The following is a 13478-nucleotide window of genomic DNA, read 5'->3' as shown; positions in this document are numbered from 1 at the left end:
GGCATTGGCGGACGAAGGAATCCCGGGCTTGATGCAAACGACGACGTTCATCATCGCGCTGGCTGACCAGTTGCTCTCGGCGTTGCACCAATTCCCGTAGCCGCTCGCGCTCTGGCGAAGGCACCGTGCTGGGCGCTTCCTCCAGCGTCTGCGCCAGATGCGCCAGGACGGCTGCATCGATGGGATCGGTCTTGGCCAGCTTGCCCATGGCCGTGGCAAAGGCTCGCACCCGTGTGGGGTTCAGCCGCGAAACCCTGTGACCGGCACGAGACAGGCTGAACATCACTCCGCACTCATAACCGCCGGTCGCCTCCAGCACGATACGTTCGGGCTTTTCCTCGGCGAACAGCGCCAGCAACTGCTGGTGGCCCTGCTCGTCATTGGAAACGCTGAAGTTCTTGCCTTGTGGACGCAGCCATACGGCCAGCGAATCCTTGGCGACATCGATACCGACCCAACACGTCATGACCAAACCCTCGTAAACTGCACGGCGAGAGCACTCTGACTGCCCACGCTTGTGGTTCGAGGTTTAGCTCGTTCAACTGTTCGGGCTTGAGTCAGAGGACGGCGGGAGGCAGCTTGGGCTCCTACTCGTGCTCGCAACACCGCGGACCTGCAGCTTGCCTCCCGTCGCTCTCATCTTCGATCCTATCGAAAGTCGCTGACACAAGCGGACCTTGTCCGCGATAGCCGGAGGTATCGGCGCGATTCGCGGATAAGATCCGCTCCTACGCTGCCCCACCCATGCCGTAACCATGTAGGAGCGCGCCCTGCGCGCGAAATCGCGGGCAGGGCCCGCTCCTACAGGTCGCCGTGAGGCGTGGCACTCTCCCCCGTAGGACCTTGTCCGCGATAGCCGGAGGTTCCGGCGCGATTCGCGGATAAGATCCGCTCCTACGCTGCCCCAGCCATGCCGTAACCATGTAGGAGCGCGCCCTGCGCGCGAAATCGCGGGCAGGGCCCGCTCCTACAGGTCACCGTGAGGCGTGGCACTCTCCCCCAAGGAGCGGACCTTGTCCGCGATAGCCGGGGGTATCGGCGCGATTCGCGGATGAGATCCGCTCCTACGCCGTCCCACCCGCACCATTCCCATGGGCGGCGCAATCCGCCTGCCTCTACCCCGCCAAACGCCCCCGAGGCGGGGCTTCAGCCGGCCACGCGCACCTGCGGGCGGCGCGTGGTGCCGGCCAGTTCCCGGGCCAGGCAGTGGTCGAGGAACAGTTCCATGTAGCGGAAGCTCTTGCAGATGGCCGCGCGCAGTTCGTCCCAGCGCCCGGGGGCGATTTCCTGGCCGCACAGGGTGCAGATGATCTCCAGGGCTTCCCAGGGGTGGTCGTCGTCGTAATGGGCGTGCAGGCGCAGCCACTTCATCGCGCTCTTGCGCAGTTCCGCCGGCAGCGTCTGCTCGTAGGCGTCGCTGGAGCAGACCAGCGCCGACCAGTCGCCGGTCACGCCCTCCACCGCGTAGTTGGTGGCCGCCATGGCCACCGCCAGGTCGTCCGAGGCGCTGCTGTGCCAGCACCAGTGGCCGAGGGCGTGCAACGCCTCGGGCACCTCCTGCGCACGCAGCGCCGCCAGGCCCACGCCATAGGCCTCGGCCCAGCGCAGCCAGTGGTCGGCGTGGTTCAGTTCGACGCGGATGTTGCGCATCAGCCAGCGCCGCGCCATGTCCTCGCCGGGGGAACGGCCGAAGCGTGTCTTCAGCAGATTCTGCGACATATAGAGGGGGAACTGCTCGACCACCGGCCAACCGCCGATGAGGTAGGTGCGCATGGTCGCGGCGCCAATCTGGCCGTCGCGCAGGCGGCGGTAGAACTCGTGCCCGGAGACCGCGCGGCGGGCGCCTTCGCAGGCGGCCACCAGGTCCTGTGCCCACTGCGGGTAGCTGGTCAGGTCCTTCAGCGACCCGACGCGGAGAAATGCTTCGTTCATGCTGGCCCATCCTTGTGCGTCGACGAAATCGACCGCCAGACTAGATGACGGGCCGCCGGCTGTCACCGTCCGGAGGTGGTGTCCGGCTCCACCAGGGCCGGCTCCGCCTGCCCGGAATAGTGACGGTTGAACGGCAGCGGGCGGCCCACGGCGTAACCCTGGGCATAATCGATACCGATTTCCCGCAGCACCTCGAGGATTTCCTCCGACTCGACGAACTCCGCCACCGTGCGCTTGCCCATGACGTGGCCGATCTGGTTGATCACCTGGACCATGGCGCGGTCGATGGGGTCGTCGAGCATGTCCTTGATGAAGCTGCCGTCGATCTTCAGGTAGTCCACCGGCAGGTGCTTGAGGTAGACGAAGGACGACATGCCGGCGCAGAAGTCGTCGAGGGAGAAGCGGTAGCCCATGGCCTTGAGTTCGTGGATGAACTGGGTGGCGCTGACCAGGTTGGCGATGGCGCTGGTCTCGGTGACCTCGAAGCAGATGTTCTCCGGCGCCAGGCCGTAGGCCGGCTGCAGTTCGCGGAGCATCTGGATGAAACTGGCGTCGCCGATGGTCGCCCCGGACAGGTTGATGGCGCAGGTGGCGATCGGCTCGCAGCCGGCCTCGCGGCGTTCGGCGAGGATCTCGAAGGCGCGGTTGGCCACCCAGCGGTCGATCAGCGGCATCAGGCCGTAGCGCTCGGCGGCCGGGATGAAGTCGTTGGGCGGCACCAGGCGGCCGTTCTCGTCCAGCACGCGCAGCAGCAGCTCGACGTGCAGGCCCTCCTCGGCCTGCGGGTCGACCGCGCGGATGCGCTGGGCGAACAGGCGGAAGCGGTCCTCGTCCAGGGCCTGGCGGATGCGCTGGACCCAGGCCATCTCGCCGAAGCGCATGGACAGCTCGCTGTCGTCCGGGCTGAACACCTGGGCGCGGTTGCGGCCCTTCTCCTTGGCCAGGTAGCAGGCCATGTCGGCGCAGCGCAGCGCCTCCTCCACCGACACCAGCATGGCCGTGACGTGCACCACGCCGATGCTGACGGTGATGTTGAAGGGCCGCCGGTCCCAGACGAAGTGCAGGTTCTCGACGCCCTGGCGGAGGTTCTCGGCGATCTGCTCGGCGACCTCCGGCGGGCAGTTCTCCAGCAGCACGCCGAACTCGTCGCCGCCCAGGCGCGCCAGGGTGTCGCCCTCGCGCAGGCAGCTTTCGAGGACGCTGCAGGCCTGGCGCAGCAACTCGTCGCCGGCGGCGTGCCCGCAGGTGTCGTTGACCAGCTTGAACTGGTCCAGGTCGAGGTACATCAGGCTGTGGCGGTCGTTGCGCTGCGCCGAGCGCTCCAGCGCCTGCTCCAGGCGGTACTCGAACTCGCGGCGGTTGCTCAGGCCGGTCAGGGAATCGTGGGTGGCCTGCCAGGACAGGCTTTCCATGTACTGCCGCTCGCGGGTCATGTCGTGCAGCACCAGCGCCGCGCCGACGATGCGCCCGCCGACGCGGATCGGCGTGCCCACCAGGGTCACCACCACGCCGCTGCCGTCCAGGCGCTGCAGCAGCTTGCTGATCTCGCTGCCGGCCTCCACCTCGCCGCGCAGGACCTGCCCGACCAGGGCCAGGTCCTCTTCCTCGGAGGTCTCGTCGAGCATGCGCAGCAGCGACTTCAGCGGCAGCCCCACGGCCATCTCGCTGTCCCAGCCGATCATGCGTTCGGCGGCCGGGTTGAGGTAGGCGATGTGGGCGTTCTCGTCGATGGTGATGACCGCGTCGCCGATCGCCGCCAGGGTCGTCTGGGCCTTCTCGCGCTCGCTGTCCAGGGCGCTCTGGAAAGCGCGCTGGGCCAGCAGCAGGTTGCGCGTGCGCCAGGCCGCCAGGAGGATCAGGGCCAGGCCGCTGACGATGTTGGCCGCCAGCAGCAGGCGCATCACCGAGCGCGAACCCTGGGCGAGCGCGGCGCTAAAGGCCATGGAGGCGGGGGTCACGCCTTCGTTGATGGCCTGGATGCGCTGGTCCCAGTAGCTGATGTCGCCGGGGCCGACCTGGCCGGTCTGGATGCGCTGGTGCATCTCTTCGGCGATGGCCTGGAGCTGGTCGAGGTAGCGGTCGCCCTCCTTCCAGTAGCGCACCGCCTCGTTGAAGTAGCTGAAGTCGTGGAAATAGCGGTAGAGGGTGATGATGGCGCCGACGTCGTCGGGATGGTTGCCGCCGGCGAGGATGCCTTTGCGCGCCAGTTCGTAGTCCGGCTGCGGGCTGTCCAGGGCGGTGCGCAGCAGGCGGTCGCCGAGGGGGATGGCGATGGCTTCCTGGTAGCGCCGGTAGTCGTCGGCGTCGCGCGTCTCGCCGTAGCGCTGCAGGTAGTGGATGGCGTCCTTCTGGCCCTTGGACCAGAGGCTCTCGCCGCCGACGTAGGCGCGCACTCCCGAAATCAGGTAAAGGCTGCCTACGCCAAGCAATCCCTGCAGCAGGACCACGGCGATGAACGGCCATACCAGCTTCCACAGCCGGGAGTCATGGCGAATACGGCTCTGCCCAGTAGCACCCATGGATATTGTCGGATTCCTTTCGTGTCCTTACCGCTGCGGCAGCCCGCCGTAGCCGGACTGGAGCGCAACGGCCCCTCCTTACTCTTAGCGCATGGTAGCCATTCCACAAGGCGGGGGTACAGGGCCTGGGCCGAGGAAAATCTCAAAATTGTCCGACAATATGCCGCCGGCCGTCGCCTGCGCCGCTGCCAACCCCCGCGCCAGGGCCTCCGGTCAGCCGATGGGCGACAGTGGCGCACTTCGTCGGTGGTGGACGTGTCGGTGCCGCAGGGCAATTCCGTTCGCGAACGCGAAGCGCAGCGATGCGGATTCAGGGTGACGTCGAGCGATCAGGCCACGCCGGCCGCCGGGGAGCGCCGTTCGCGAGCAAGCTCGCTCCTACATCCGCCGGCAAACACCATGCCCGTAGGGTGGGTTGACACGAAGCGATACCCATCGCCATGGCGATGGGTTTCGCAAGCTCAACCCATCCTACGAAAAGCGCCTCGGCGCGGGCGGCAAGACAGTGGCGTCGGCATGACAGGAGGAACACCGACGTAGGATGGCGTTGAGCGAAGCGATACCCATCACCACCAACAGCGAAACAGGAATCAGCCCTGGCGGCCGCGCTCCAGCCAGCGTTCCAGCATCGGCGCCAGTTCTTCAAGCGGTTGGTAGCCATTGGTCAGCAGGGCCAACTGGCCATTGCGCTCGGCCAACAGGGTGGGGAAGCCGGCGATGCCCAGGTCGCGGGCCCAGGAGAAGTCGGCCTGGGTCGCCAGGTGGTTTTCCTGGCTGTCGAACAGCTCGGCGAACTCGATGCGCGGCAGGCCGACGCTTTCGGCCAGCTGCGCCAGGGTCGCGGCCTCGGTGACGTCGCGTCCCTCGACGTAGAAGGCCTGCTGGATGGCCTTGACCAGCGCCCAGGCGGCCTCCTCGTCCAGGCGCCGGGCGGCGACCACCGCGCGGCAGGCCGGCTCGGTGTCGTAGACGAAGCCTTCGGGCAGCGCGCCCTCGAAGCGGAACGGCTGGCCGGTGGCCTGCTGCACCGCCTGCCAGTGCTCGAGGATGTAGCGCCGGGTGGTCGGCTCCAGCGCCGCGCCATGGCCGGTGCGCAGCCCGCCCATAACCAGCGCCAGCGGTACGCCGGCGGCGCCCGCCTGCTCGATCAGCGCCTGGGCCACCGGGGCGAAACCCCAGCACCAGGAGCACATGGGATCCATCACGTAGAGCAGGCGGGCGTTGGCCAAGGATCAGTCCTCCAGGACGGCCTGCCGCGGGTCGCGGCCGATGGGGTGGGGCTGGTTGCGCAGCTTCGCCAGTTCGATCTGCTTCTGCCGCTCGCGGGCGCTGGCGCGGGTCTTCTCGCTCAGCGTGTCCCAGCAGTGCGGGCAGCTGATGCCCGGGGCGTAGTGCTCGCTGGCGCGGTCCAGGGCCGAGATCGGGTTGCGGCAGGCGTGGCACTGGTCGTAGTCGCCCTCGGTGAGGTCGTGGCGCACGGTCACCCGGTTGTCGAACACGAAGCAGTCGCCGCGCCACAGGCTCTGTTCCTCGGGCACTTCCTCCAGGTACTTGAGGATACCGCCCTTGAGGTGGAAGACCTCTTCGAAGCCCTCGCCGAGCATGTAGCTGGAGGCCTTCTCGCAGCGGATGCCGCCGGTGCAGAACATGGCGACCTTCTTGTGTTTGGCCGGGTCGTAGTGGGCCTTGACGTATTCGGGGAACTCGCGGAACGACTTGGTCCTGGGATCGACGGCGCCTTCGAAGGTGCCGATGGCCACTTCGTAATCGTTGCGGGTGTCGATCAGCAGCACCTCGGGGTCGCTGATCAGCGCGTTCCAGTCCTGCGGCTCGACGTAGGTGCCGACGCGGCGGTTGGGGTCGACGCCGGGCACACCCAGGGTGACGATCTCTTTCTTCAGCTTGACCTTGGTGCGGTAGAACGGCTGCTCGTCGCAGTAGGATTCCTTGTGGTCGACGTCGGCCAGGCGCGGGTCCCGGCGCAGCCAGGCGAGCAACGCGTCGATGCTCTCGCGGGTGCCGGACACGGTGCCGTTGATGCCTTCCTCGGCGAGCAGCAGGGTGCCCTTGATGCCGTTGTCCAGCAGGGTCTGCAGCAGGGGTTCGCGCAGCGCGACGTAGTCCGGCAGGGAAACGAACTTGTACAGCGCCGCCACGACGATGGAGCGGGTCATGGGGTACATCCTCCAGTGGTCGCCCGCGTAAAGGGCGGACCGGGTCAGAAAAGACAACGCCGGCATCGGTTGCCGGCGTTGGCGCATTCTACCGCAACGACCGGGCAGCGTCAGTGGTCGTGCTTGCTGCCGCCGCGGCAGGTCGGCGAGTCGGGCGCGGCGCCCTGCCCGGCCCATTCCTCGGGGGTGTAGGTGTGCAGCGCGAGGGCGTGGAACTGGCCCATCAGCTCGCCGAGGGTGGCGTAGACCTTCTGGTGCCGCTTGACCGAATTCAGCCCGGCGAACACCGGGCTGACGATCACGGCCTTGTAGTGCGTTTCCTGGCCGCGGCTGTGCATGTGGCTCTCGTCCAGCACCTGCAGGTGCTGCGGTTCGAGGCCGGCTGCCAGGGCGGACTGGATACGTTCCTGCATGCTCATGTCGCTGTTTCCGTCACTTCTTCGCCGGGGCCTTCACGCCCAGTTCCTTGTCCATGTCGCCCAGCAGCTTGTTCACCGGGTCGACCGCGGTCTGCAGCTTGGCCTGGGTCAGCTGGGCGGACTGCGCGGTCAGGCGCGGCATCTTCTGCAGCACTTTCTGGCCCAGGGGCGAGGCGTAGAAGTCGTTCAGCTGCTTGAGCTCGGACTCGGTGAAGTTGTCCGAATAGAGCTTGACCAGCTCCGGCTTGATCTTCTCCCAGCCCACCGCGCGGTCCAGCTCGGCGTTGGCCTTGGCCTGGTAGCGGTCGAGCACCGCCTTCTTGCTGTCCGGCGCCTTCGCCTGGGCGAAGTGCTGGGCGAACATCTGCTGCACCTGGGCGTAGACCGGCACCGTGAGCTTGTCGGCGTGGACCTGCTTGAGGAATTTCTCGGCCTCGGCGGCGGAATCGGCCAGGGCCATGGAGCTGAAACCAACGAGGAGTGCAGCGGTGCAAATCTTGCGAAGGGCGGTCATGGGCAGTCCTTGAGTCTGTCTGGTGTGTCCCTTGGGACCCGCCATTCTGCGCCTAAGTTCTGAAAGCCCTCAAGCGGGAGCCGAGCAACGGCGTTTATGCCAGCCCAGTGGCAGAAATGACTGAAAGTTGCTGCCTACCCTTGTTCTGCCAGCGGCGAATCGGCATGCTGGGTCAGATTGTCACATGGATGTGTTCGATGACCTCCCAGGCCCGCCTCACGCTGCCTCCTGCCCTACCGATGTTGTGCGATGCGCGAGGCCACCTGGACCCGGGCGCCATCGGCTGGTCGTCGCGGCCGCTGCTGGATTGCGCCCTGCCCGGCCAGCGCGGCCGGCGCAAGCGCTGGAACCACTGGTGCCTGATCAGCCCGGGCTGGATGCTCTCGCTGACCATCGCCGACCTCGACTACCTCGGCTACGGCGCCCTCTACTTCCTCGACCTGAACACCGGCAAGGCCTATTCCCGCACCCAGATCTGCCCGCTGGGCCTGTGCTGCGAGCTGCCCGACCACCCCAACCAGAACCACGCCTTCCGCCACGAACGCCTCAACCTGGGCTTCGACGACCAGGGCGCGCGCCTGCGCATCCACGCCGACGCCGGCGACCTGGGCGGCCTGCCGCTGTCCCTGGCGCTGGACGTGCAGCGCCCGGCGCACCTGGACTCGGTCAACCTGGTGGTGCCCATGGGCGGCAACCACTTCCACGCCTGCAGCCGGCAGATGGGCCTGGCCTTCACCGGCGCCCTGCAACTGGGCGAGGAAACCTACCAGGCCCAGGCCGGGCAGAGCTTCGCCGCGCTGGACTTCGGCCGTGGCGTGTGGCCCTTCCGCAGCTTCTGGACGCGCGCCGCCTTCGCCGCGCCCGGCGGCATCGCCGGCAACTTCGGCTCGGGCTGGACCGACCGCAGCGAACACAAGGAAAACGCCCTGTGGTTCGGCGGCGAGCTGCAGCGCCTGCGCGGCGAGGTGGACATCCGCCAGGCGCCCAACGACCCGCTCGCCCCCTGGCGCCTGAGCACCGCCGACCAGCGCGTGGACCTTGCCTTCACCCCGCTCAAGCTGCACGAGGCCTCGCCGCGCCTGGGCCTGCTCTACGCCCACACCAGCCAGTGGTTCGGCCACTACGACGGCTTCCTGCGCAGCGTCGCCGGCGAGCAGGTGCCGGTCAAGCGCGCCCTGGGCTGGATAGGCGCCACCCACGCGCGCTGGTAGGCCCGCCGGCAAGCTATAAGCGCCATTGACGCAGCGCGGAACCCGAAAGCCGGCACAAGGCCTAAACTCCCTCAGATCATTCCGGGAGGACGCCTTCATGAAACGGACCGAAACCGACAGCCTGGGGCCCATCGAGGTCGACGAGCAGGCCTACTGGGGTGCGCAGACGCAGCGCTCGCTGGAGAACTTCGCCATCGGCGGGCAGCGCATGCCGCTGGCCGTGGTCTACGGCCTGACGCTGGTCAAGAAGGCCGCCGCGCGCATCAACGTGCGCCTGGGCGAGCTGCCGGCGGAGATCGGCCAACTGATCGAGCAGGCCGCCGACGAGATCCTCGCCGGCCAGCACGACGACCAGTTCCCCCTGGTGGTCTGGCAGACCGGCAGCGGCACCCAGAGCAACATGAACGTCAACGAGGTGATCGCCGGCCGCGCCAACGAACTGGCCGGCAACGCCCGCGGCGGCAAGGCGCCGGTGCACCCCAACGACCACGTCAACCGCGCGCAGAGTTCCAACGACAGCTTCCCCACCGCCATGCACCTGGCCGCCGCCCGAGCCGTGCACCAGGAGCTGCTGCCGGCCATCGCCGAGCTGGTCGGCGGCATAGCCGCGCAGTCGGCGCGCCACGCCGACCTGGTGAAGACCGGGCGCACCCACCTGATGGACGCCACGCCCATCACCTTCGGCCAGGAACTGTCGGCCTTCGTCGCCCAGCTCGACTACGCCGAGCGCGCCATCCGCGCCGCGCTGCCGGCGGTCTACGAGCTGGCCCAGGGCGGCACCGCGGTGGGCACCGGGCTGAACGCCCCGGCGGGCTTCGCCGAGGACATCGCCGCCGAGCTGGCCGGCCTCACCGGCCTGCCCTTCGTCTCGGCGCCGAACAAGTTCGCCGCCCTCGCCGGCCACGAGCCGCTGGTGACGCTCTCCGGCGCCCTGAAGACCCTCGCCGTGGCGCTGATGAAGATCGCCAACGACCTGCGCCTGCTCGGCTCCGGCCCGCGCGCCGGCATCGCCGAGGTACGCCTGCCGGCCAACGAGCCGGGCAGCTCGATCATGCCCGGCAAGGTCAACCCGACGCAGTGCGAGGCGCTGTCGATGCTGGCCTGCCAGGTCATGGGCAACGACGCCGCCCTGACCTTCGCCGCCAGCCAGGGCCACCTGCAGCTGAACGTGTTCAAGCCGGTGATCATCCACAACCTGCTGGAGTCCATCCGCCTGCTGGCCGACGGTTGCCGCAACTTCAACAGCCACTGCATCGCCGGCCTGCAGCCGGACGCCGAGCGCATGGCCGAGCACCTGGAGCGCGGCCTGATGCTGGTCACTGCGCTGAACACCCACATCGGCTACGACAAGGCCGCGGAAATCGCCAAGAAGGCCTACAAGGAAGGCACCTCGCTGCGCGAGGCGGCGCTGGAGCTGGGCTACCTGACCGATGCGCAGTTCGACGAATGGGTCCGCCCGCAGGACATGCTGGAGGCCGGGCAGCATGGTTGAATCCGGCAAATCCGGCGCCACGCCCCTGGAGGGCGACGGCAAGCGCATCCTGGTGATCCTCGGCACGCCCAAGGCCGACGGCTTCTGCCACGCCCTGGCCGACGCCTACCAGCACGGCGCGCGCAGCCGGGACCACGTGGTGCGCACCCTGAAACTCGGCGAACTGCGCTTCGACCCGGTGCTGCGCGGCGGCTACGAGCGCAGCCAGGACCTGGAGCCGGACCTGCTCGAAGCCCAGCGCCAGGTGCACTGGGCCCAGCACCTGGCGTTCGTCTACCCGATCTGGTGGGGCGGCCTGCCGGCGCTGCTGCAGGGCTTCTTCGACCGGGTGTTCCTGCCCGGCTTCGCCTTCCGCTACCGCACCCCGCAGGACCGCGAGTGGGAACCGCTGCTGGGCGGGCGCAGCGCCGACCTGCTGGTGACCCACGACCAGACGCACTGGCGCTACCGCCTGCGCCAGGGCGCCCCGGCGCACCGCCAGATGGTGCGCTGCATCCTCGGCCCGTGCGGCATCGCCACCCGCCACCTGGAAGAGTTCAGCCCCATGCGCGGCGCCAGCGAGGAACAGCGCCAGGCCTGGCTCAAGCGCGCCGAGTCGCTGGGCTCGCAGGTGTGAGCACCGGGCGGGCCGACGGCCCGCCCAGCATCCCATCTCCGGGAGCCGGGGCTTTTCCAGACGTTCCCTAAAGCCCCCTCCCGCCCTCCTCGCCTAGCATCCCGGCCCTTGCCGCCATTCCGGCGGCCCTTGGGTTCCTGGGAGGGAAACATGTTTCGCAAACTCGGTGCCGAACTCGTCGGCACCTTCTGGCTGGTCTTCGGCGGCTGCGGCAGCGCCGTGCTGGCCGCGCAATTCGGCAATGTCGGCATCGGCCTGCTCGGTGTGTCGTTGGCCTTCGGCCTGACCGTGGTGACCATGGCCTACGCCGTGGGGCCGATCTCCGGCGGCCACTTCAACCCGGCGGTGAGCCTGGGGCTGTGCGTCGGCGGACGCTTCCCCGCCCAGCACTTGCTGCCCTACGTGCTGGCCCAGGTAGCCGGCGGCCTGCTCGCCGGCGCCGCGCTCTACTGCATCGCCAGCGGCGCCGCCGGCTTCGACCCGTCGAAGGGCTTCGCCGCCAACGGCTACGCCGAGCACTCGCCGGGCGGCTACAGCCTGCAGGCGGTGCTGCTGTGCGAAGTGCTGATGAGCGCAGTCTTCCTGTTCATCATCATGGGCGCCACCGACCGCGACGCCCCCGCCGGCTTCGCGCCGCTGGCCATCGGCCTGGCCCTGGCGCTGATCCACCTGGTCAGCATCCCGGTCAGCAACACCTCGGTAAACCCGGCGCGCAGCCTGGGCGTGGCGCCCTTCACCGATCCCTGGGCGCTGCAGCAGCTGTGGGCATTCTGGGTCGCGCCGCTGGCCGGCGGGGTGCTCGGCGCCCTGGCCTGGCGGGTGATTCGCGGGCGTTAAGTGATTCGCGGATGGGGTCCGCTCGTTCAGGGGAATGACGTCGGCGCGCGGGCTTTCCCCTCACCCCAGCCCTCTCCCGGAGGGAGAGGGAGCTAGTCCGTGCCGAGAGGAGGCCTGGTTTCAGCCGGCAATCCCTGTGCTAGCCGGCTAATGCCGAAACACCAACGCACTCCGAACGGTCCCCTCTCCCTCCGGGAGAGGGTTAGGGTGAGGGGGCCGCAGGCCTGCTCGCTCGATTCCGTTTCCCCACACGCTCCATGAAGCCATGCACTTGTAGGAGCGGGCCCTGCCCGCGATTCGCGCGCAGGGCGCGCTCCTACAGGGAATGACATCGGTGCTCGGGCTTTCCCCTCACCCCAGCCCTCTCCCGGAGGGAGAGGGGGCTAGTCCGTGCCGAGAGGAGGCCTGGTTTCAGCCGGCAATCCCTGTGCCAGCCGGCTAACGCCGAAACACCAACGCACTCCGAACGGTCCCCTCTCCCTTCAGGGAGAGGAGGGTGCCCTGATCCACGGCCCCGCCGATCGCCCTTCCCGCATTCACGATAACGTCCCCGCACCGGCTTCATCCGCCCCTATCATTCGCGAAATCGAAGGGATGGCTCAGGACGACAGCGCCGCCCTCGCCCGCCGCGCCCGGTAGCTGCGCAGCAGCGACGGCGCCAGCGCGGTCAGCGCCGAACCCGACACCACCAGCAGCGCCCCCAGGTAGGCCAGGCCGTCGAGGCTTTCCGGCTGCAGGTGCCCGGGCCACAGGCTGGCCGCCACGGCCACGCTGGCGATGGTCACCAGGGGCGTCAGCGCCAGGGTCGCGCTGACCCGCGAGGCTTCCCAGTGGGCCAGGGCCTCGGCGAAGGCGCCGTAGGCCACCAGGGTGTTCAGGCAGCAGGCCAGCAGCAGCCAGGCCTGCACGCCATCGAGCAGCAGCGCCTGCTGCGGATGCGCCCAGGGGCTGAGCAGCAGCGCGCAGCCCAGGTAGATCACCATCATCACCTGCAGCGAGTTCCACTGCGTGAGCAACTGCTTCTGCGCCAGGCCGTAGAAGGTCCAGACGAAAGCCGCCAGCAGGACGATGAGCACGCCCAGGGTGTAGTCGCCCAGCGAGCCGAACAGTTCCCCGAGACGCTGGTTGAAGAACAGCGCGAAGCCGCCCAGCAGCACCAGCAGGCCCAGCCCCTGGCCGAGGCTGAAGCTCTCCTTGAAGACGAACAGGCTGCCGAGCAGCAGCAGGATGGGCGCGATCTGGATCACCAGCTGGGTGGTGCCCGGGGTGAGCATGCGCAGGCCGACCAGGTAGAACACGTAGTTGCCGGTCAGCCCCAGCACCGCCAGCAGCACCAGGCCGCCGCCGCGCCGGCCCAGCGGGCGGAAGCGCGGCAGCTGGCCGCGCAGCGCCAGCCAGACGAACAGCACGCCGCCGGCGGCCACCAGGCGAAACCAGGTGACGGTCACCGGGTCCATCACCTTCAGGACCTCCTTCAGCTTGATCGGCAGGATGCCCCAGAGCACGGCGGTGACCAGGGAGAGGAACAGGCCGAATTGCCAGCGGCCGGAGGAAACGTGCATGGAGGACAGCCCTTCGCGTGTGCGGTCAGCCATGCTAAGCCAGCCTCGGTGGCGCTCGACAGGAACAGTTCGGCGATACAACTGTACCGGTCCGACGGCACACCCGGGCGCAGGCGGGCGGAAGCGCTACTGGAGACCTACGAAAATCCTCTTCCCAGCTGTACCTGTCGCATTCCCGGCGCAGCGTCCTAGACTGCCCGTT

The 13478-nt window shown here is 68.4% G+C and carries 12 protein-coding genes; 4 read left to right on the top strand and 8 right to left on the bottom strand.

Translation table 11 applies throughout. The features are described from left to right. The 7 genes from QSJ95_RS23445 to QSJ95_RS23415 all read right to left on the bottom strand — a co-directional run. On the bottom strand, nucleotides 1-466 hold a 466-nt coding region (locus QSJ95_RS23445; protein ID WP_285645615.1), incomplete at its 3' end, for an IS110 family transposase. 680 nt (nucleotides 467-1146) lie between these two features. Then, nucleotides 1147-1932, bottom strand: a complete 786-nt coding sequence (locus QSJ95_RS23440; RefSeq protein ID WP_043270856.1) for an iron-containing redox enzyme family protein — start codon at nucleotides 1930-1932, stop codon at nucleotides 1147-1149. Nucleotides 1933-1994: 62 nt separating this feature from the next. After that, a complete protein-coding gene (locus QSJ95_RS23435) occupies nucleotides 1995-4451 on the bottom strand; it encodes an EAL domain-containing protein (protein WP_285645612.1) in 2457 nt (818 codons plus the stop codon). Between the two features lie 590 nt (nucleotides 4452-5041). Next, nucleotides 5042-5644, bottom strand: coding sequence for a DsbA family protein (locus QSJ95_RS23430; RefSeq protein WP_276216187.1), 603 nt, complete (start codon nucleotides 5642-5644; stop codon nucleotides 5042-5044). A 39-nt stretch (nucleotides 5645-5683) separates the two neighbouring features. Next, nucleotides 5684-6625: an oxygen-dependent tRNA uridine(34) hydroxylase TrhO gene (gene trhO, locus QSJ95_RS23425; protein ID WP_009621578.1), complete on the bottom strand. Its 942-nt coding sequence runs from the start codon at nucleotides 6623-6625 to the stop codon at nucleotides 5684-5686. A 110-nt stretch (nucleotides 6626-6735) separates the two neighbouring features. Continuing rightward, nucleotides 6736-7044: a BolA family protein gene (locus QSJ95_RS23420; RefSeq protein WP_009621576.1), complete on the bottom strand. Its 309-nt coding sequence runs from the start codon at nucleotides 7042-7044 to the stop codon at nucleotides 6736-6738. Between the two features lie 13 nt (nucleotides 7045-7057). Further along, nucleotides 7058-7603 carry a DUF2059 domain-containing protein gene (locus QSJ95_RS23415; protein ID WP_285645608.1) on the bottom strand — a complete coding sequence of 182 codons (546 nt, stop codon included), beginning with the start codon at nucleotides 7601-7603 and terminating at the stop codon, nucleotides 7058-7060. A 152-nt stretch (nucleotides 7604-7755) separates the two neighbouring features. Here QSJ95_RS23415 and QSJ95_RS23410 point away from each other — a divergent pair, with 152 nt between their 5' ends. The 4 genes from QSJ95_RS23410 to aqpZ all read left to right on the top strand — a co-directional run bounded on the left by QSJ95_RS23410 (nucleotide 7756) and on the right by aqpZ (nucleotide 11714). After that, complete coding sequence (locus QSJ95_RS23410; RefSeq protein ID WP_502945313.1) at nucleotides 7756-8769, top strand: DUF2804 domain-containing protein; 1014 nt, start codon at nucleotides 7756-7758, stop codon at nucleotides 8767-8769. A 97-nt stretch (nucleotides 8770-8866) separates the two neighbouring features. Continuing rightward, nucleotides 8867-10261 carry a class II fumarate hydratase gene (locus tag QSJ95_RS23405; RefSeq protein ID WP_009621570.1) on the top strand — a complete coding sequence of 465 codons (1395 nt, stop codon included), beginning with the start codon at nucleotides 8867-8869 and terminating at the stop codon, nucleotides 10259-10261. Then, nucleotides 10254-10877 (top strand): NAD(P)H-dependent oxidoreductase, encoded by a 624-nt coding sequence (locus tag QSJ95_RS23400; RefSeq protein WP_043312831.1) that lies wholly within the window; start codon nucleotides 10254-10256, stop codon nucleotides 10875-10877. Before QSJ95_RS23405 ends, QSJ95_RS23400 begins: the two co-directional genes overlap by 8 nt. A gap of 150 nt (nucleotides 10878-11027) precedes the next feature. Next, complete coding sequence (gene aqpZ, locus QSJ95_RS23395) at nucleotides 11028-11714, top strand: aquaporin Z (RefSeq protein WP_009621566.1); 687 nt, start codon at nucleotides 11028-11030, stop codon at nucleotides 11712-11714. Between the two features lie 599 nt (nucleotides 11715-12313). Here the strand turns inward: aqpZ and QSJ95_RS23390 are convergent. Then, nucleotides 12314-13276, bottom strand: coding sequence for a DMT family transporter (locus tag QSJ95_RS23390; RefSeq protein ID WP_285645617.1), 963 nt, complete (start codon nucleotides 13274-13276; stop codon nucleotides 12314-12316). Nucleotides 13277-13478 lie beyond the last annotated feature (202 nt).

The sequence above is a fragment of the Pseudomonas sp. NBRC 100443 genome (genome assembly GCF_030268185.1).
Classification (GTDB): domain Bacteria; phylum Pseudomonadota; class Gammaproteobacteria; order Pseudomonadales; family Pseudomonadaceae; genus Pseudomonas; species Pseudomonas citronellolis.
This window is presented reverse-complemented; position numbering and strand designations above follow the sequence as displayed.